Source organism: Desulforhopalus vacuolatus (genome assembly GCF_016918505.1).
In the GTDB taxonomy this organism is placed as follows: Bacteria; Desulfobacterota; Desulfobulbia; order Desulfobulbales; family Desulfocapsaceae; genus Desulforhopalus; species Desulforhopalus vacuolatus.
This window is the reverse complement of the sequence record NZ_JAFFPZ010000010.1, coordinates 85,319-104,195: the sequence shown is the minus strand read 5'-3', so window position 1 is coordinate 104,195 and position 18,877 is coordinate 85,319. Positions and strand designations below refer to the sequence as shown.

Genomic DNA, 18,877 nt, shown 5'->3' with positions numbered 1-18,877 from the left:
CCCTCACACTCCAAACCCAATGAAACCCGGAACTCTCTACATTGTCCCAACCCCCATCGGCAACCTCGAAGATATCACTCTGCGCGCCCTGCGTATCTTGAAGGAGGTAGCTCTCATCGCCGCCGAAGACACCCGTCACAGCCGCAAGCTGCTCACCCATTTCGGCATTGGCACCCGGCTCGTTTCCTACTACCGCGAGAAAGAGGCGGAGAAGGCCATCGGTTTCGTTAAACTGCTGCAGGAGGGCAAAGATCTTGCCCTGATCAGCGACGCGGGGACTCCCGCTATCTCCGATCCGGGAGCCATCCTCGTGCGGGCGGTACAGGAAGCGGGACTGCCGGTCGTTCCCCTGCCCGGAGCCTCTGCGGTCACCTCTGCCTTTTCCGCCTCCGGGATTCTCTCGGCGGGCTATACCTTTCTCGGGTTTCCCCCTGCAAAAAGCGGTGCGAGGCAGAAGTTTCTGCAGAAACTGGTTCACCATGACCTCCCAGTGGTTCTCTACGAATCTCCGCGACGAATTGAGGCACTGCTTGAAGATTCTCTGAAGGTACTCGGCGAACGAGACGCCTTCTTTGCGCGGGAGCTGAGCAAAAGTCATGAAGAGCTGTTTCCCGGGACACTCTCCACCCTGCTGGAGCGGGTACACGATGGTGTGCGCGGCGAATTTGTCCTCATCATCTGCCCGACGGTACCGGAGGAAGTGAGTGGAGAAAGCCTTGAGGAATTGCTGCTCTGGCACCGCGATAACAGTGAGATCAGTGTAAAGGATGTGAGTAAAAAGCTTGCCGGAGACCTCGGTATATCGAAATCGAAGGTATATCAGATGGCTCTTGAACTGTGGCAGAACCGTCCAGAGAAAGAAAACCCGTAAAAGTCACGGTCAACAAACCCGGATCCCCGGAATTCACCTTTCACAAAGGGGCATTCTGTAGTAAAACAAGGTGTTTTACGTTTTTCTTGCTCAACCTGAGGCAGTTCATGAGACCCAAATATTTCGTAGAGTACGCCGCACTTCGTTCCGTCATCTTTTTCATCAACCTTTTTCCCGTGCAGCTGATTATGCTTTTCTGTACCTCAGTCGGCTGGCTGACCTGGGTAGTCGCACCGTTTCGTCTGCGAATTACCTTCAAAAATATGAGCATTGCCCTGCCGGACCGAACACGCAGGGAACGAATGCGTCTGCTGCGCCGTGCCTATATCCAGATCTGCCGTACCTTCGGCATAGTTTTCATTCTCCACAGGCCGAGCATGCGCAAAATGATCAGCAATACGGTCATCGGCGGGCAGGACGTTCTCGACCGGGCACTGGCACAGGGCAAAGGCGTTATCCTCACAACCTGCCACGCCTGCTGGTTTGAGGCATATTTCGCCTGGTTTAACGCCTCCACCCTGCCCACGACACTCATCTATCAGAAGCAGCGCAACCCTCTGTCTAACAATTTTTTTCTGAATCAACGGCGCCATCACAGCGGCGATAATCTCGAATATATCACCAGCAACGAAAAACTGGGTGCCTATGAAGATATTCTGCAGCGGGGCCGTCTGCTGATCATCAGCCTTGATCAGAATTATAACAAGAACGGAACCCCCATTCCTTTTTTCAAGCACACCCTCTCCTGCGCCCGCGGTGCCGGACTGCTTCATCTGAAGACCGGTGCACCCGTGCTGACCAGCGTCTATTATATGAAAGACGGACAGATGCATATTGATTTCAAAGAGGTGGAACTCCCCGCATATCAAGAGCTGAACGAAGAAAATATCAACGATATATGCTCCCGCGCCATCCGCGATTATGAACCTTTCTTCCGCACATATCCGGAACAGTGGTTCAGTCTCTATCATCGGCTGTGGAGCAAAAAAACAGATTTTTACCCTGAAATAAAACGCACACTGAAAGAAATTTTTTCCTGATTCGTGCTCTTCCCCCCAACAGCCATACAATGACAAACAAAGACCTTATTAAACGCCTCTATCGCGAGGTTATCAAGCATTACCAGAACCGGCTGATTATAGCAGCCATCTGCATGATTTTCGTTGCCGGATTCACCGGTGCCCAGGCCTGGCTGGTAAAAGATCTGCTCGATAAGATTTTTCTTGAAAAAAATACCTTTTTTCTGGAGGTCCTGCCCCTCGTAGTGGTCGGTGTTTTCTTTGCTAAAGGTCTTTTTTACTATAGCTATTCCATGCTGCTTGAACGTGTCGGGCAGTCGGTAATCCGTGATTTCCGAATAAAACTCTTTAACCATATCCACAAACAGTCGCTGGATTTCTTTAATGTGATGCCCACTGGCACGCTGATTTCCCGCATTATTTCAGATGTCACTCTCCTTCAGCAGGCAGTCTCCAAGGCACTGGTGGGAGCCGTGCGCGATTTATTTCAGGTGCTTATCCTGCTTTTCGTAGTCTTTTATATGGACTGGAAACTGGCAATGGTCTCCTTTATTGTGTTGCCGGTAGCGATTTTTCCCATTGTCCGCTTCGGCAAGCTCTTTCGTAAACTGAGCACCAAAACCCAGGAGGAGACGGCGATGGTCTCCAACACCCTCCATGAGACAATCACCGGCAACCGTATCGTCAAGGCCTTCTGTCGGGAGAAATATGAGGGCGACCGGCTTGCCGTACAGGTTGAGAGCCTCTTTCAGCTGACCATGAAGGATGCCCGCTATCGCTGTCTTCAGCATCCGCTGATGGAGTGCATCGGCGGCATCGCCATTGCTGCGATTATCTGGTTCGGCGGGATGCAGGTCATCCACGGCAACTCCACGCCAGGGACATTTTTCGCCTTTCTGACGGCACTTATCGCCGCGTACGAGCCGGTTAAGGCCATATCAAACCTGAACGCCACCCTGCAGCAGGGACTGGCCGCAGTCACCCGTATCTATTCCCTGCTCGACATGAAGCCGGACATTCAGAACAGTCCCCACGCTGCTCTTCTGCCTCCCTTCACCCATGAAATCGTCTTTAAAGATATCAACTTTCGTTATGAGGAAGACGGCAATGCCGGACCAGGCGGACGGGTACTCAAGGACCTCAATCTCACTGTTCCTGCTGGTCAGGCGCTGGCCATTGTCGGACCCTCTGGCGGGGGGAAAACCACGCTGACCAATCTGATTCCCCGCTTCATTGACCTTCAAGACGGGAGCATTACTATTGATGGCCACGATATCCGCGATGTAACCACAGATTCGCTGCGGAATCAGATCTCAATGGTCACCCAGCAGACGATTCTTTTCAACGACACGGTACGGAACAATATTGCCTATTCACGACTTGATGCGAGCATGGAGGAAATTGAGGCGGCGGCAAACGCAGCCCACGCCCTCGGCTTTATCAATGAACTTCCGAAAGGATTTGACACCGTTATCGGCGAAGGCGGTGCACGCCTTTCCGGAGGGGAAAAACAACGCCTCTCTATCGCCCGCGCGCTGTTGAAAAATGCGCCCATTCTCATTCTCGACGAGGCCACTTCAGCTCTTGATACAGAATCAGAGCAGGAGGTGCAGAAGGCTCTGGAGAACCTGATGAAAAACCGCACCACCTTTGTCATCGCACACAGGCTCTCCACGATTCGCAATGCCGACCGCATCATCGTCGTACAGAACGGGCAGATTGTGGAAGAGGGGAGTCATGAGTTTCTGATGGAGATGGATGGTGTCTATCGGCAGCTGCATAATATTCAGTATAAATAATATCAAGTATAAGTAAGGCAGGCGCCGCATGAGCAGGACATCTTTTCCCGATTTTTCATTCAAGGCCGGACTTTTTTTTCTTTACGCAAGCTGTTTCTTTATACCGCTTGCCACCTCATTTCAGAGCATCTGTACCACCGGAATGGTCATCTTCTGGTTGTTTTCCGGTGAAGTGAAAAAATTTCCGGCGCTCATGCGTAAATATCGCATTCTCTGGCCGCCCATTCTTCTGCTGGCCATGTTTGCGATCGCCCTCTTCTACAGCATTGGCAGCTGGGAGGATCGACTTGATTTTTTCAAAAAATATCGAGAACTGGCCTTCTTTCCCATGGTTATCTCCCTTCTCCTCACAGCGAAAATGAAGTCCGGCAACACAAAGGCCGTGGAGATCGCCAAGCTCAGTTTTCTCTGCGGAGCTGCCACGCTCATGGTTCTTTCTTACCTGATGTATTTCGGATTGATTCCTTCTGCAAAAACAGGTTATTCCACCCTTCACCACATAACCCACAGCTTCTTTATGGCACTGCTTTCCTTCTGGGCACTGCAGTATGCCCTGCGGCCAGAGGGAAAAATAAGACCGCTGCTGCGCGGTCTTCTGCTCGGGGTATTCCTGCTCGCGGCAGGAAATCTTCTCTTTATTTCCCCGGGAAGGACTGGCATGGCGACACTGGTTGTGCTCATGGCAGTCACACTTTTACAGAGACTGCAAATCAAGCAGTGCGCAGTGGCAGCGGTGTTGCTGGCAGCCCTTTGCGGGGTAATCTACTGCAATTCTGTGCATGTTTCTACAAGGGTGAATCAGGCGATAGCGGAGGTACAGAAGTATCATCCGGAAGATTCTCGAACTTCTCTCGGAATGAGATTTGACTGGTGGTATAACAGCGTAACCCTGATCAAAGAGTCACCGATACTCGGCTACGGTACGGGCTCCTTTCACACGGCACAACAGCTGGTGAAAAACAAATGGACCAAAAGTACCAGCAATCCGCATAACGAATATCTGCTTATCTTCGTACAGCTTGGTATTATCGGGGAAACACTTTTTCTCCTGATGCTCTGTTCCCTCTTCGCCTTCTCCTGCAAACTTCCAGAGGAAGAGAAGAACCTGCTGCAGGGTGCTGTGGTCGCTTTTGCCTGGGCCTGTCTTGCCAACTCTTTTCTTCTCGACTCTCATCCCAGTAATTTTTTGATGGTCCTTTCGGCTGTGCTGGTTGCTGCGAGAAAACCTCAAGAGGGAAAATAGAAAGTGAAAATGGCATTGAGTAAGGTCACAATTTAAGAGGAATGGTCTTACCAGTGTTCGATATTCCCTAAAGGATTACCCGTACCTCAGTAAACCTGCCAGCCTCACTTTCCAGCTCAAGACGTCCGCCGTGTTCTTCAACGATTTTGGCGGAGAGTGCCAGCCCCAGACCGGTGCCATTACTCTTGGTGGTGAAGTAGGGATCAATCACCCGATTGAGATCTTTCCCTGCAATCCCGCTGCCGCTGTCGTGTACCGTCACGATGGTGCTGTTGCCGGAGATCACCAGATTCAATTCAATGCGTCTCTCATCACCTTCCTTTTCATCAAAAGCCTGCAGGGCATTGAGCAGCAGGTTAAGAAAAACCTGACTCAATTTGTCCTGATCGGCTGTGATGGTGTGATTTTTCAGTTTGGCTGGAATGGAGAGGATCAGCTGCACGCCACAGCTTTTTGCATCCTGCTCTACAAGCTGCACGGTTCGCTGTAGCAGAGCTGGCAAGTTGAAGGTACTTTTTTCAAGTTTTGTCGGACGGGAAAAATCAAGCAGCTCACCGATGGCACGGTTGAGTCGATCTACTTCGCCAACGAGTGTCGCAGCCTGCCCGGCCTCCTCTGAACCGTCATCAAAACGGGAACCAAGCAACAGTGCCAGCCCTTTAATAGAGCTCAGCGGATTGCGGATTTCATGGGCAACACCGGCGGCCATCTTGCCGACAGCAGCGAGTTTGGCGTTACGATGCAGATCCTTTTCCAGCTGCTTCACTTCGGTCATATCCTGCAGGACAATTACCTCCCCCGGAGACTCTCCTTCACCCTTCTTATTCACTGTACGGGAAAGAAAGTTGACCACCTGCTCGTGACCATCAGCACCCGTATAGGAGACTTCACCATTGAGGCTGCCGGTAGTTTTCTCAGCCGACTTCATCATCTCGGCCAGGCGGCCATCCCCGGCATCTTCAATCCTCTGTCCGAGCAACTCCTGCTCTCCATTACCGAGAATATCTGTCGCCGCCCGATTACAAATACGGATGCGTCCATCGCGATCGGTAGCAATAAGCCCTACTGGCAGCAAGACCACAAGCCGCTCCATAAAGGCCAGCAAATCAGCAACACCCTTCTCCGCCTGTTTCACTCCCTGCACGGTGAGAAAGGAAAGGACTCCGCCAATCCCGACGAGGACAATAACCGCCACCTGCAGGATAATCTGCAGAAACTGTCTTTTCAACGGTGCGCTGAAATCCCCGTAATCAAGGTTGAGAAGAAGCATCGGCGAACGCAGCTTAATGCGCTGCAGCTGTTCCCTGACGAGGGCAAAATCGGCATGATTTCCGGCCTTACGCTGCCGCATCTGGTCCATGTTGTGTCCATTCTCTCCACCTCCTCCGCTGAAGGCAATGCGATGCGGCGCGGCAACCATAAAATGGCCGTCGTTATCATGGCTCAGTTCTAACTCCATTGCAGACTTGTCATTGTGGACACGTCCAACCAGCATTCGCTCCTTCCGGTTCAGTTGCCCGTTAAAACCTCCGAATTCTCCGCTGCGGGACCCTGCCATACTGGAAACCAGGACCTGCCCGGTACGAAGGTCAACAATACGTGCGGAGAGGACACCCTCCTCCCCGGTTACCAGATCCAGTGCAGAGGTCATCAATGATTTCCAGCTGAAGCTGCCAGCGGAAAAGTCGTCGCTGCGCAGCGCACGACGAATCTCCTCGCGGGCTGTGTAATTCACCATGCGAATAGCAGTCAATCCTTTCTGCTCAAGGCTCGTGTTAATGAGTGCCTTCTCACGCTGATAGTTACTCACGGCAAAGAAGGCCAGCAGACAGAAAAGCAGCATCCAGGCAACACCGAGAATCCAGGGTGAGTACTCCAGCAGGCGGCGCCGTCGATGTGGGGTACGCGTCCAGATCATCGTTCAGTCATTCAGGATTTTTTCAAGAATAAGCCGGGAAATCAGGTAGGTGGGAACCACTCCTTCTTCCCCCATTGGTCCGGAAGCGAGAGTTTCCCCGCTTACAATGGGATTATCTGAGGCATAATAGGCGTAACAAACCTTAATATCTGCCGGGATATGTCCCTTGATAATAGAGGCACTGATGGCACGACAATAATGGGCACCTTCCATCTCAAGGCCAACAACACTCCAGTCGGAGGAGTGAAAACGTTCAAGAACCGCACGATTCTGCAGAGAAGTGCCGAGGACAGTAAGCATCGGGCCTTCATACACATTCACATCATCGGGGAAATCCCCGCGGACGAGACCATTCTTCACCATGTAACTGTGTCCAACACCCTCCAGCACATAAGAGGAAGGCAGCATCACATCCCCCTTGTCTCCCGGCAGGATTCCAGCTTTACCCATGATGGAGATGCTGGCAAAGAGAAGCTTGACAGCCTCCTCTTCTTCCGACACAGGTTGAAGCAGTTCATCCATGAGGTCAAAGGCCTGGGTACCGAAGGCGTAATCAATCACCAGCAGCACAGGCTGTTCTCTCTCCACCAGATCCTTACTGAGATTCAGTGAGGGATGAAGCACATCAAAGTCCACTCTGCACATGTCAATAATCTGTACGGTGATGGCCGAGCCAGAGGTATCGGGAATGGGGAAAAAACCATGTTTTACAGCATACTTTTCAATGATTTCGCCGTCTTCGCGTAATGTTTTTGCCATCTGATACACATCTGCCGGGATCTTCAGCCCAACCTCGCCCAGAGCCCCCGCTCCGTAAAGCAGATTACGGATGGAGTGTGTATTTGAGCTGATAACATGCAGCGGTCGTTTTTCCAGATTATTCTCGATGAGAATATGCTTGAGATTGTCTGACCAGATGGCAGCATATTTCTGGTGGTTCAACATCTCATCAAGATTGGGAGTAAAATAAACCGTGAGCATATCCTGATCTTTCCTGTGCTCCTGCAGGACCCTGTTGCCAATCCCATAGATAATGTTGAAAAGACCATTATTTGATCTGTGTTCCCGACGGCTTTTGTCTAAATATTCCCACGTATCCCGCGTCTCCCTCCAGGTGCGCCCGAGGATAATGGCAAGATTCCAGAGGGCCTGCTGCAGAGCTTCTTTTTCAGGTTCTTCCTCAGCCTTCACAATTCTCGTCAGTTCGCGCCACTCTGCGGAGATTCCATCAGGGAAATTATCGGCCTGACGGGCAATCTTTTCCGCCTCGATATTGAGAAAGGTAAGATGGGTAAGGATGTCATACACCTCGCTGGTCCCGGTGGTCAGGACAAAGCAGAACTCCGTCGGAGAAACAGCGTAGGAAATACGACGACGGCGCAGCGGCAGAATCTTTTCAAAGGTCGTGGATTCAAAATCTTCCTGGCCGGTGAAGATGATGCGGGTCGCCCGTTCAATCCCGCGCGGCATACGGTCAATGACATACTGCAGCCCTTTCAGCTCAGCGATGCGGTCACTGGTCATGCTGCCGTATATCTCTGGACTCAACTGGATAAGTGCATCGGCAAGCCTGCCGCCTGTTTTCCCGGAGGGATGATAGACACCTTTCAACGGTAGAGAGTCAGCAAGGGTCTTGAATGTGCTGATGGCGTGGCGTGCTTTTTGCGACTGGGAAAATTCCATCATGATGTCACCTTCAGGGTAGCTTGCAGAACCGGTCTTTCGTCCATCGTCTTCGTTACAGTTAAAAATTTATCCCCGAAGGTACGCACTTGGACTCCGATATCAAAGTTATACCGGTGATGAACGGTAAGCCGGTATACGTACCTGCGGTAAATTTCCTTCCGAACCTCGAATATAAACGAATACAGGCTGTTGCAAGGTACCCTTTACACGAAATGTTAATTGCCCTGAACGAGCCAGACAATATGGGATGCCAAAGGCATGTGAAATATTCTTCATGTTATACCATTTTCACTTTGTATTGGCGAATTCAAAGACAGGCAGGAGACGGGAGAACGGAAAAAGTAAAAGCCGGTAAGACTTTTTTTTTCCGCGAAGAACGCGAAGGAACACGAAGAACCTTCTGTCTCTCGGCAGAAAAAAAGGTACCTGTGCCGGCCAACAGTGATAGTATAAAAAAGGTGTCTTTATCCGGACAAACCAGTTGAATAAACCAATACTAAAAAATCCTGTAACAGGAGAGGAAATATTTGATCATGAAAAATACCGCATACATATTTGGACCCGTCCCCTCAAGGCGTCTCGGCCAGTCTCTCGGTGTAAGCCCCATTCCCGAAAAGACCTGCAATTACAACTGTATCTATTGTCAGCTCGGCAGAACCAACAAAATGACAAATGAGAGACGCTCTTTTTTCCCGCTGAAAGAGATCATGGATGAGCTGAAAACCTATATGAAAGAGAAGGTCGACTTTGATGTTATCACCATTGTCGGTGAGGGGGAACCCACCCTCTACGCCGATCTTGGCATGCTCATTGATGAGATTAAAAAATTGACTGACAAACCAGTTGTGGTTATCACCAACTCGGCCCTGATGAGTGATGAAGGTGTTCGAAATGCCCTTTATAAAGCAGATATCATACTGCCCACAATGGACGCTTTTGATGAAGAGTCCTTAAAAAAAATAAACCGTCCTATCGGCACAATCAAATTTACGGAGGTTTTGCAGGGGCTTATCGAATTTTCGCACAACTACAAGGGAAAGATGTGGGTGGAGATCATGCTTGTTGGCGGTTTCAACGACAGCGACACGCAGTTGGCGGCATTGAAAATGCAGTTGGAAAAACTCAAGTTTGACAGAGTCTACGTTAACACTCCGGTCCGCCCCCCTTCTGAAAGCTATGCAAGAAAGGTAAGCCAGGAGACACTGGAAAAAGCAAACAAGATGTTTTCTGCCCTGTCCATTGAAAACCTGACGGCGGGAGAATTCTTCAGCAACGATCCCGATATTATTGAGGCTGTTCTGGAAATAATAACACGGCATCCCATGAAGGAAGATGAGATTAAGAAATTTATAGAGATGAGAAATGAAGATGTTGAAAAAACTTTTACGAAATTAAGGAACAGCGGGAAGATAGATATCTGTGAATACGAGGGAGAGAAAACGTACAGACATAAAAAATAGAACTCTGCAGGGAAGGATATTTCAGGGTATCCCCGGCTCCAGTCCGGAGCCGGGAACACTACCGCTTTTTTTCAGAGGGGTCCCTTGTCGAGAAACGTGGTCAGTGCCTCAATCAGCTTATCCCGCCCCCGTCCGTTGAGAGCAGAAAAAAGCACCCGCTGGTTCTCCTGCAGATGATGACCAATATCAAGCTGGCGGGCATTTTTGCCGAGGGCAGACCCGCTGACCTTGTCAATCTTGGTATAGACAACGAGAAAGGGAATTTTCTGGTCACGAAGCCAGTCGATAAGCTGGCTGTCGAGCAGTTTGGGTTCGTGGCGAATATCAACAATGACCACGACACACTTGAGACATTTACGTTCTTCCAGATAAGAAGTAATCAACGCCTGCCAGGCATTCTGCATGCCCTGCGGCACTTTGGCATAACCGTACCCGGGGAGATCAACAAAGCGAACATCATCTCCGATCTGAAAGAAGTTGAGTCCCTGTGTTTTACCGGGACGGGCAGAGATCTTGACCATTTTTTTGCGGGCGAGAAGTGTGTTGAGCAGACTCGACTTGCCAACGTTGGAACGGCCGGCGAAGGCAATTTCTGGAAAGTCCTCCTCAGGAAGTTGTTTCAGGTTGTGCACACTGAGAAGAAACTCAATATCTGAAAAATCCATGGTGACCTCCGAAGTCTCGGCCAGGCTTTCGCCCGGCATTTTGACAGTCTGAAACTTCTCAGATAACTTTATTGAGAGGATATTCAATAATACCCTCTGCGCCCAGCTTTTTCAGTTGCGGTACGAGATCTCGAACAACATCTTTAGTAATCACAGTCTCAATGGAGAACCACTCAGTGTGATAGAGACTGGCCACAGTAGGTGCGTTGAGAGAAGGCAGTACATCAACGATCTTTTGTACTTTTCCTTTGGGAACGTTCATTTTCAGTCCAACCACACGATCGGCGGCAAGAGCTCCCTGCAACAGCAGCGCGATGTTCTCAATTTTCTCCCGTTTCCAGGGATCTTCCCACACCTTTTTATTGGTAATGAGCTGGGTATTGGATTCCATCAGTTCGTGAATGATGCGCAGGCCATGAGCACGGATAGTCGTCTCGGTTTCGGTAACCTCAACAATGGCGTCGGCCAGCCCGGAAACAACTTTAGCTTCGGTTGCCCCCCAGGAGAATTCAATCTCCACATTGATGCCCCTCTCCTCAAAGAAGCGCTTTGTCACGCCAACCAGTTCGGTAGAGATTTTTTTTCCTTCGAGATCTTCAATCTTCCTGATATCGGAATCGCCAGAAACGGCAACGACCCAGCGGGTCGGGCGATTGCTCACTTTTGAGTATACAAGATCACAGACCATCACAACCTCTGACTGATTTTCCATGGTCCAGTCTTTCCCGGTGATACCGGCGTCGAGCAGCCCACTCTCAACATAGCGCGACATCTCCTGTGGACGACAGATGGAACAGTCCAGCTCGGAATCGTCAATCTTGGGGAAATAGTTGCGGGCGGCAGGTTTAATACGCCACCCGGCTTTTTCAAAAAGCTGAATAGTGGCTTTTTCAAGGCTGCCTTTAGGCAGACCAAGCTTCAATATGTTCATGAAATTCTCCAAATATCTAAATATTATTTGCCGTAAACTTTTTTGGGATCAAACAGCGGTTTTCCCTCCGTGCGGAGAGTCTCACCGTCTACAACACGGTAGAAACAGGAGCGATGGCCGGTATGACAGGCCGCTCCACCAATTTGCTCAATTTTATACACGACAGTGTCATCATCGCAATCCACAAGGATATCATGGATAATCTGCACGTTGCCGGAGCTTTCGCCCTTAAGCCACAGTTTCTGGCGGGAGCGACTCCAGTAATGTGCCTTGCCAGTCTCCAGGGTTTTCTCCCAGGCCAGCTTATTGATGTAGGCCAGCATCATCACCTCGCCTGTTTTATAGTCCTGGGCAATGGCAGGAATAAGACCGTCTTCGGATTTGCTAAAATTCAGTTCAACCATGGTAAACCTCTAATATTTCTTTCAGATGGCGGCGGGAATACCCGTCCTGACAATAAAAAAAATTCCTTTAAGGCAATCTTTCAGGTTAGACGGGCAAACTTATTTTGTCAAGGACAGTAGAAATTTCTCTCTAAAATTCACCGGGAAGTTGCAAAGCGGGAATTATTTACTACTTTGTTCCCATAAGAAAAATGACACAGTAATAAAACCATCTTTTCAACTCAACAAGGAGAACTCACATGTCCACAGTCACTATCGCCGTCAACGGTCTTCTCGACAACGGTAAAGTTTTTTTCAGCGTCGACAGGAACACGCCGCTCACCTTTTCCCTCGGCAACAGCGACCTGCCACCAACTGTGGAACAAGCCCTTGAGGAGATGAAAGCAGGGGAAGTTCGCAAGGTAAAGGTCACCCCCGTAGAGGGTTATGGCGTACGGCAGAAAGACCTGCTGCAAACCATCGAAAATAAAGAACTGATCAAGCGCCTCAATCCCGCCCCTGGCATGATGGTCTCCCTGCGAGCGGACAAAGACGGCACAGAACAGAGCATCCCGGCAACAGTTATTGAAGTCAACGAGGACTCATTTACAGTCGACTACAACCACCCCCTCGCCGGACACAATCTTACGTATGAGCTGGAATTGCTCAAAAAAGAGTAAATTTTTCTCTTCAGGGCAGCATCTCCGCTGCCCTGATTTAAGGAACCTTGAATAGTCTTGTATTTCGTTCCTATTCGAGGTACAGAAGAAGATTTCCTCTCAGAAAAAACTACAGGGAATCTCCGTGCAACAATATTTAGAGCTGTGCCAGAGGGTTGTTGAAGAAGGCGTCTGGGTAGAGAACCGGCGCACCGGAAAGCGGTGTCTCACGATCATCAACGCTGATTTCACCTATGATGTCAGCGATGGGACACTGCCCGTGCTGACCACCAAGAAAGTTCACTGGAAACCCGCCATTGCCGAAATGCTCGGTTATCTGCGCGGCTATACCTCCGCAGCAGATTTTCGTGCCCTTGGCTGCAATACATGGAACGCCAACGCCAACGAGAATGAGGCGTGGTTGAAAAATCCGTTTCGCAAGGGACCGGATGACATGGGCCGTTGCTACGGTGCGCAGGGACGTGACTGGCGCAGCCCTGAAGGCACGCGGATTGACCAGTTGCGCGAGATCTGCAATGATCTTCTTCGTGGCAATGACAATCGCTGCGAAATAATGACCTTTATGAATCCCGGAGAGCGTGACCGGGCCTGTCTCAACCCGTGCATGCACACCCATACCTTCTCTATCCTCGGAGAAAATCTCTATCTCACCAGTTACCAGCGCTCTGATGACCTGCCTCTCGGCCATGCCTTTAATCAGGTTCAGGTTGCCTGGCTGCTGATGATTATGGCACAGATCACAGGCTTGAAGGCAGCGACCGCATGGCACAAGGTGGTCAATGCCCATATCTATGAAGACCAGCTCGACCTGCTCAAGACTCAGCTCATCCGCAAGCCGTTTCCCCTGCCAAAGCTGAAGATAAATCCAGATATCAAGACTCTTGAAGACCTGGAAACATGGGTGACCCTTGATGATTTTGAACTCACCGGCTATACACACCATCCGGCGATCGCCTTCCCTTTTGCTGTGTAGTCCTCCGTAACGTTCTGCCCATGACCACTTTCCCCAACAGATCTTCAAGAAACCCGAAAGTGATATGCCTTTGCGACGAACAGCAAAGAGCGGGCCAGTACCCCTGAGAATCGGGGTATCTTCGCCACCAGGGCAAGGCCAACGCCGGATACAGGCCGTCGGCCGGAACCATGATTCAGAGACACATCATTTCATCTTCTGCAACAGCTCCTCCCGTTCCAGAGCTGCCTTGATAATGCGGAATATTTCACGATATTGGGTCTGTATCCGAGTACGGGCATATTGATGCAGTGAACGGCGTATTTCCCGTGCATCTATCCCATGTTCAGCGGCTACTTCTTCAAGAGCGGGAGCTGGCCAGTCCATCTCCAGATCTCTCCGTTCCTGCATTAACTCCTCCTGATATTCCAGAACTTCAGTAACCAGCAGATCACGCAACCGATCTGCCTCCTGCTGCAGTCTGTTCTGCTTCACCTTTGAACCCTTGTGTTCCGCAAGAAAGACAAGGACATCGTCTACGGCTTCCTCCTGTCGCAACACCTTGGCCAAATACTTTATTTGACGTTTCAACGCCCCAGTCTTCACCGTGCGGCAGGTAAGAATCTCAACCTTAACCGCTTCCGATGCAGGCAGAGTCTTGAGATCATTGTCTGAGAGTTGTGCCAGCTCGGCAGCCCCCTCCTCAATACGTTTGAAACGACGCTTCTGTTCTGATTTACTAATTCGTTCTGCCATCAACCAACCTTTACAAGAGAAGAATTATAACCTTCCGGGGGCTCATACCCCAGCAGATTACAAAGAGTTGCTGCCACATGAGTAAGACTCGGATTTTCCACGTTGCTCAAAGCAAGAGGATTGACACTGCTGTAATCTTTGATAATAAACGGGACCGGATTAAGGGTGTGGGAAACCATTGGTATATGTCTGCCATCCTTCTCTGTCCACATGATATCCGCATTGCCGTGATCTGCAGTGATGAAGGCTGTTCCCCCGGCCTTTGCAAGAGCGGCAAGCAGTCTGCCAAGGCAGAGATCCACCGTCTCCACAGCAATACGTACAGCCGCTTCCACTCCGGTGTGTCCCACCATATCCGCGTTAGGGTAATTGAGCCGGATGAAGCTGTATTTACCGCTTTGAATGGCCTCAATAACCTTTGCCGTGATCTCTTCCGCCTTCATCCACGGTCGAATATCGAAGGCAATCACGTCGGAGGGAATTTCAACATATTTTTCCAGCTTTTCATCAATATATCCAAGCTTGTTCCCATTCCAGAAATAGGTGACATGCCCGAACTTCTGTGTTTCAGAAATAGCGTAACTGGTCAGCCCGGTGGCACAGAGATACTCTCCAAGGGTACGGTCAATATGAGGAGGCTGGACAAGAAATTCCTTTGGAATGTGAGTATCACCGTCATACTGCATCATCCCTGCGTAGAACACCTTCGGCACGCGTACACGGTCAAATTTGTCGAAATCTTTTTGATCGAAGGCTTCAGAGATTTCAATGGCCCGGTCACCGCGAAAGTTAAAGAAGACAACCCCATCACCGTCCTCAACAGTTCCGACCGGTTTTCCCTCTTCAACAAGAATAAAGGAGTCCATGTATTGATCAGTCATGGTGTCATCTTCGGCATAGCTTTTTTCTACTGCTTCCACTGCGGAGGAAAAGCAACGCCCTTCTGCGACATCCCCAAGAACATGCGCCTTCCATCCCCTCTCGACCACAGACCAGTCCGCCCCATAGCGGTCCATCGTGACCATCATGCGGCCACCACCCGAAGCAATACGATAATCTCTGCCGTCAGTTGAGAGTTCCCGCAGTTTTTCCTCCAGGGGAGTAATATACTGCAAGGCGCTTTTCTGTCCTACATCACGGCCGTCGAGCAGAGCATGGACTCTCACCCGCTTCATATTATCCGCTGCAGCCCGCTCCACGAGAGCATAAAGATGTTTTATATGACTGTGGACATTACCATCGGAGACAAGACCGATAAAATGGATGGTCCCTTCATTTTGAGAACGCGCCAGCAACTCCTTCCACACACTGGTTGTGAAGACAGCACCACTCTCTATTGCGTCTTCTACAAGTTTTGCCCCCTGAGAGAATACCCGCCCCGCACCAAGCGCATTATGGCCAACCTCAGAATTCCCCATATCTTTATCCGTCGGCAAACCAACCGCTGTGCCATGAGCCTTGAGACGTCCAGTCAGCTTCCCGGCAAGAAGTTCATCCAGCACCGGGGTATAGCTCATATAAAAACCATCACTGGCACTGCCGTCACCAACACCCAGACCATCCATGATCACTGCCACCACCGGTCCTGGAGTTTCTTTAAACCCGGGAAGCTTTGCAAGCGGCGACACCTTTTTTTTTGACATGAGGTCTCCTCTCCTCTTATTTTATAAGATTATAATGTATAAATATAAAGATGAATATGCAAATTTTTTGCACATCTGCACATCGTTACAACTGCATTATGGGTACTTTGAAACAACCTGCATTCGTTCATATTCGGGGCACAGGAGGAAATTTACCGCAGGGAGTACCCTGGAAATTATTTTCGTGTTTTTTGAAAAGAATTTCGTGAAGGTACGTATACCGGCGTACCGTTCATCACCGGTATAACTTTGATATCGGAGTCCAGCACGTACCTCCGAGGATAAATTTTTGACTGTAACGAAGAAGATGGGCGATTGGGCAATTATTCAAGATGCCCTTATGTTCACTATAAACGTTAACCCATGGGAGATAAACCCCGTCGCTGTAAAATCTCCACGGGACAATCCCGTTCTCTCTTTCCTCCTCAGAGGTTATTGTCACAGCAATTTTTTCCCACAGCCTGTTCGCTTATCGTTTCTTGATTCTGGTATAATGCCATTTTCACTTTCTCCCGCCTCCCGCCTCCCGCCTCCTGTCTCCCGTCTCCCGTCTCCCGTCTCCCGTCTCTTTATGAGTAAAGTAAGATATTTGAGGTAAATAAATCTTGCGATAAAAAGCCCATCATGGTAAAAAAACTTCTCTGCGTCGTTTCCACAAGGATGCAATTCGATTCGCAGGCGCGTAGCTCAGTGGGAGAGCGCCACCTTGACGTGGTGGATGTCGTCGGTTCAATCCCGACCGTGCCTACCAATATTAAGGCTGAAGTTTTTACACTTGTATTAGTGTATCCACTTTGGCCTTTGTTTTTTTAATTTTGAGAAGAACAATGAGTGAAATTACTGTTTCCATAGATGGAGGAGAATCAGCACAATTTACTGCGGGTTCTACTGTAAGGGATGCCATTACCACGTTGCTTTCCAATAAACAACGCAAGCAGACCGTCGCCGCAAAAATCAATGATGAAATTGTTGATTTCACCACCGTTCTTACTGTAGATACCTCTCTCGTTCCCGTGCAGACCGGCTCCATTGAAGGCCTGGATATACTGCGACACAGCACGTCCCATGTCATGGCACATGCAGTGCGTGACCTTTTCGGCGCAGACCTGCAGGTGGCAATCGGACCCGCTATTGAAAACGGTTTCTACTACGATTTCAAACGGAGTGACCCTTTTACCCCCGAAGACTTTGAAAAAATCGAAGCACGCATGGAAGAAATCATTCGTGCCGCACTGCCTTTCACCAAAAGCGGGATGTCCAGTGCAGACGCTGTTGAATATTTCAAAAAAACCGGAGAGCCCTTCAAAGTTGAACTGATTGAAGACCTTGGTGTGGAAAATGTCTCTTTTTACAAGGTTGGAGAATTTACAGATCTCTGTCGGGGTCCCCACCTTCCAGACACCTCTTTTGTCAAAGCTTTCAAGCTCCTTCGTGTCGCCGGTGCCTACTGGCGGGGTGACGAAAAGCGGGATGTACTTCAGCGCATTTATGGTACAGCTTTCTATGACAAAAAAGAGCTGAAAAAACATCTCAATGATCTTGAAGAAGCAAAAAAAAGAGATCACCGGAAACTTGGCAAAGAGCTGCATCTTTTCACCCTTTCCGATGAAATTGGTCCGGGACTCATTCTCTGGCAGCCGAAAGGTTCGCAACTCCGCCGCCTGATCGAAGATTTCTGGAAAGACGAACATTATCGCCACGATTATGAATTGCTCTACACTCCGCATATTGCACGGCAGGACTTGTGGAAGACCTCTGGTCACCTCGATTTCTACAAGGAGAGCATGTTCTCTCCAATGGAAATTGATGGAGTAAAATATCAGCTCAAACCGATGAACTGTCCTTTTCATATCGGCGTTTATAACAGTGAGCGCCGCAGTTATCGGGATTTTCCCATTCGCTGGTGCGAACTTGGCACCGTCTATCGCTACGAGCGTGCCGGTGCCCTGCACGGCCTGATGCGGGTCCGGGGTTTCACCCAGGATGATGCCCATATTTTTTGTCGCCCTGACCAGCTTGAAGATGAAATTTTCAATATTCTGGATCTCAATCTGCATGTCCTCAAAACCTTTGGTTTTTCCGAGTATGACATCTATCTCTCCACTCGCCCTGAAAAAGCGGTCGGGACAGATGAGATCTGGGAAAAAGCGACCAGTGCACTCAAATTTGGCCTGGAGAAAAAAGGTCTGAAATATGAGATAGACCCGGGAGAAGGTGTTTTCTATGGGCCGAAAATTGATATCAAAATCAAAGACCAGCTTGGCCGCAGCTGGCAGTGCTCTACCATACAGGTAGATTTCAATCTGCCGGAACGCTTCAAAATGGAGTATGTTGGTGCTGATAATGCCATGCACCAGCCAATTATGATTCATCGTGCCCTTATGGGTTCCCTTGAACGCTTTATTGGCGTACTTATTGAGCAGTATGCCGGAGCCTTCCCTGTCTGGTTTGCACCAACTCAGGCCCGCATCATGAATATCACCGATGCTCAGATTGATTACTGCGAAGAAGTATATCGGAAACTTCGGCAGGCTGGTGTTCGGATTGAAAAAGACCTTCGTAACGAGAAACTCAACTACAAGATCCGTGAGGCACAGCACGACAAGATTCCTTACATGCTGATCATTGGAGATAATGAGAAAGAAGACGGGACAGTTACTGTTCGTCTAAGAAACGGAGATAACCTCCCTCCAATGAAAATTGAGGAATTTACTCGCAAAATTGAGGAAGAAGTGGTAGAAGGTCGGGGTTATTAATTTTTTGTAGAGCGCAAATGCAGTACAAATGCAGTACGTGTACAATCAATTTTTCTGTGTAATTTTCCGAAATTACACTAATTATAAATTTTATGAGGAGTTCACAACCTGAAAT

Annotated in this window: 15 protein-coding genes and 1 tRNA gene; 9 read left to right on the top strand and 7 right to left on the bottom strand. The window is 49.5% G+C overall.

The window, feature by feature from the left end; all coding sequences use genetic code 11:
• Positions 1-19 precede the first annotated feature (19 nt).
• The 4 genes from rsmI (at position 20) to JWG39_RS08505 (ending at position 4,932) form a co-directional block, all read left to right on the top strand.
• Entirely contained in the window at positions 20-871 is an 852-nt protein-coding gene (gene rsmI / locus JWG39_RS08520; RefSeq protein ID WP_205218967.1) for a 16S rRNA (cytidine(1402)-2'-O)-methyltransferase, read from the top strand.
• A gap of 107 nt (positions 872-978) precedes the next feature.
• Complete coding sequence (locus tag JWG39_RS08515) at positions 979-1,911, top strand: lysophospholipid acyltransferase family protein (protein WP_205218966.1); 933 nt, start codon at positions 979-981, stop codon at positions 1,909-1,911.
• Positions 1,912-1,940: 29 nt separating this feature from the next.
• Positions 1,941-3,689, top strand: coding sequence for an ABC transporter ATP-binding protein (locus tag JWG39_RS08510; RefSeq protein WP_205218965.1), 1,749 nt, complete (start codon positions 1,941-1,943; stop codon positions 3,687-3,689).
• 28 nt (positions 3,690-3,717) lie between these two features.
• On the top strand, positions 3,718-4,932 hold the full coding sequence (locus JWG39_RS08505) for an O-antigen ligase family protein (protein WP_205218964.1): 1,215 nt from the start codon (positions 3,718-3,720) through the stop codon (positions 4,930-4,932).
• 67 nt (positions 4,933-4,999) lie between these two features.
• Here JWG39_RS08505 and JWG39_RS08500 read toward each other — a convergent pair whose 3' ends face one another.
• Positions 5,000-6,850, bottom strand: coding sequence for a two-component system sensor histidine kinase NtrB (locus tag JWG39_RS08500; protein WP_205218963.1), 1,851 nt, complete (start codon positions 6,848-6,850; stop codon positions 5,000-5,002).
• Between the two features lie 3 nt (positions 6,851-6,853).
• Positions 6,854-8,536 (bottom strand): DUF6909 family protein, encoded by a 1,683-nt coding sequence (locus JWG39_RS08495; RefSeq protein WP_205218962.1) that lies wholly within the window; start codon positions 8,534-8,536, stop codon positions 6,854-6,856.
• Between the two features lie 533 nt (positions 8,537-9,069).
• Here JWG39_RS08495 and JWG39_RS08490 point away from each other — a divergent pair.
• A complete protein-coding gene (locus JWG39_RS08490; protein ID WP_205218961.1) occupies positions 9,070-9,996 on the top strand; it encodes a radical SAM protein in 927 nt (308 codons plus the stop codon).
• Between the two features lie 71 nt (positions 9,997-10,067).
• Here the strand turns inward: JWG39_RS08490 and yihA are convergent, their stop codons facing one another.
• The 3 genes from yihA to hisI are packed head-to-tail and all read right to left on the bottom strand — an operon-like array spanning position 10,068 to position 11,996.
• On the bottom strand, positions 10,068-10,661 hold the full coding sequence (yihA, locus tag JWG39_RS08485; RefSeq protein WP_205218960.1) for a ribosome biogenesis GTP-binding protein YihA/YsxC: 594 nt from the start codon (positions 10,659-10,661) through the stop codon (positions 10,068-10,070).
• Positions 10,662-10,719: 58 nt separating this feature from the next.
• Positions 10,720-11,592 (bottom strand): ATP phosphoribosyltransferase, encoded by an 873-nt coding sequence (gene hisG, locus JWG39_RS08480; RefSeq protein ID WP_205218959.1) that lies wholly within the window; start codon positions 11,590-11,592, stop codon positions 10,720-10,722.
• 23 nt (positions 11,593-11,615) lie between these two features.
• Positions 11,616-11,996, bottom strand: coding sequence for a phosphoribosyl-AMP cyclohydrolase (gene hisI / locus JWG39_RS08475; RefSeq protein WP_205218958.1), 381 nt, complete (start codon positions 11,994-11,996; stop codon positions 11,616-11,618).
• 239 nt (positions 11,997-12,235) lie between these two features.
• On the opposite strand from hisI, the gene JWG39_RS08470 reads away from it, so the two are divergent.
• The gene (locus JWG39_RS08470) at positions 12,236-12,655 is read left to right on the top strand and encodes an FKBP-type peptidyl-prolyl cis-trans isomerase (RefSeq protein WP_205218957.1); all 420 of its coding nucleotides are present in this window, start codon (positions 12,236-12,238) and stop codon (positions 12,653-12,655) included.
• A 124-nt stretch (positions 12,656-12,779) separates the two neighbouring features.
• Positions 12,780-13,628 (top strand): thymidylate synthase, encoded by an 849-nt coding sequence (locus JWG39_RS08465; RefSeq protein ID WP_205218956.1) that lies wholly within the window; start codon positions 12,780-12,782, stop codon positions 13,626-13,628.
• 186 nt (positions 13,629-13,814) lie between these two features.
• On the opposite strand, the gene JWG39_RS08460 is transcribed toward JWG39_RS08465, so the two are convergent.
• Positions 13,815-14,363 (bottom strand): DarP family protein, encoded by a 549-nt coding sequence (locus tag JWG39_RS08460; protein ID WP_205218955.1) that lies wholly within the window; start codon positions 14,361-14,363, stop codon positions 13,815-13,817.
• Positions 14,363-16,006, bottom strand: coding sequence for a 2,3-bisphosphoglycerate-independent phosphoglycerate mutase (gene gpmI / locus JWG39_RS08455; RefSeq protein ID WP_205218954.1), 1,644 nt, complete (start codon positions 16,004-16,006; stop codon positions 14,363-14,365). The genes JWG39_RS08460 and gpmI overlap by 1 nt, the downstream gene beginning before the upstream one ends.
• A gap of 676 nt (positions 16,007-16,682) precedes the next feature.
• On the opposite strand from gpmI, the gene JWG39_RS08450 reads away from it, so the two are divergent.
• Together JWG39_RS08450 and thrS are read left to right on the top strand one after the other, a co-directional pair.
• Positions 16,683-16,757: transfer RNA gene (locus tag JWG39_RS08450), tRNA-Val, on the top strand.
• Positions 16,758-16,833: 76 nt separating this feature from the next.
• Positions 16,834-18,762 (top strand): threonine--tRNA ligase, encoded by a 1,929-nt coding sequence (gene thrS, locus JWG39_RS08445; protein WP_205218953.1) that lies wholly within the window; start codon positions 16,834-16,836, stop codon positions 18,760-18,762.
• Positions 18,763-18,877 lie beyond the last annotated feature (115 nt).

Excerpts from the sequence above, each read along its gene's own strand:
- rsmI (WP_205218967.1), top strand. The coding sequence starts at position 20 with ATGAAACCCGGAACTCTCTACATTGTCCCAACCCCCATCGGCAACCTC.
- JWG39_RS08515 (WP_205218966.1), top strand. The coding sequence starts at position 979 with ATGAGACCCAAATATTTCGTAGAGTACGCCGCACTTCGTTCCGTCATC.
- JWG39_RS08510 (WP_205218965.1), top strand. The coding sequence starts at position 1,941 with ATGACAAACAAAGACCTTATTAAACGCCTCTATCGCGAGGTTATCAAG.
- JWG39_RS08505 (WP_205218964.1), top strand. The coding sequence starts at position 3,718 with ATGAGCAGGACATCTTTTCCCGATTTTTCATTCAAGGCCGGACTTTTT.
- JWG39_RS08500 (WP_205218963.1), bottom strand. The coding sequence starts at position 6,850 with ATGATCTGGACGCGTACCCCACATCGACGGCGCCGCCTGCTGGAGTAC.
- JWG39_RS08495 (WP_205218962.1), bottom strand. The coding sequence starts at position 8,536 with ATGATGGAATTTTCCCAGTCGCAAAAAGCACGCCACGCCATCAGCACA.
- JWG39_RS08490 (WP_205218961.1), top strand. The coding sequence starts at position 9,070 with ATGAAAAATACCGCATACATATTTGGACCCGTCCCCTCAAGGCGTCTC.
- yihA (WP_205218960.1), bottom strand. The coding sequence starts at position 10,661 with ATGGATTTTTCAGATATTGAGTTTCTTCTCAGTGTGCACAACCTGAAA.
- hisG (WP_205218959.1), bottom strand. The coding sequence starts at position 11,592 with ATGAACATATTGAAGCTTGGTCTGCCTAAAGGCAGCCTTGAAAAAGCC.
- hisI (WP_205218958.1), bottom strand. The coding sequence starts at position 11,996 with ATGGTTGAACTGAATTTTAGCAAATCCGAAGACGGTCTTATTCCTGCC.
- JWG39_RS08470 (WP_205218957.1), top strand. The coding sequence starts at position 12,236 with ATGTCCACAGTCACTATCGCCGTCAACGGTCTTCTCGACAACGGTAAA.
- JWG39_RS08460 (WP_205218955.1), bottom strand. The coding sequence starts at position 14,363 with ATGGCAGAACGAATTAGTAAATCAGAACAGAAGCGTCGTTTCAAACGT.
- gpmI (WP_205218954.1), bottom strand. The coding sequence starts at position 16,006 with ATGTCAAAAAAAAAGGTGTCGCCGCTTGCAAAGCTTCCCGGGTTTAAA.
- thrS (WP_205218953.1), top strand. The coding sequence starts at position 16,834 with ATGAGTGAAATTACTGTTTCCATAGATGGAGGAGAATCAGCACAATTT.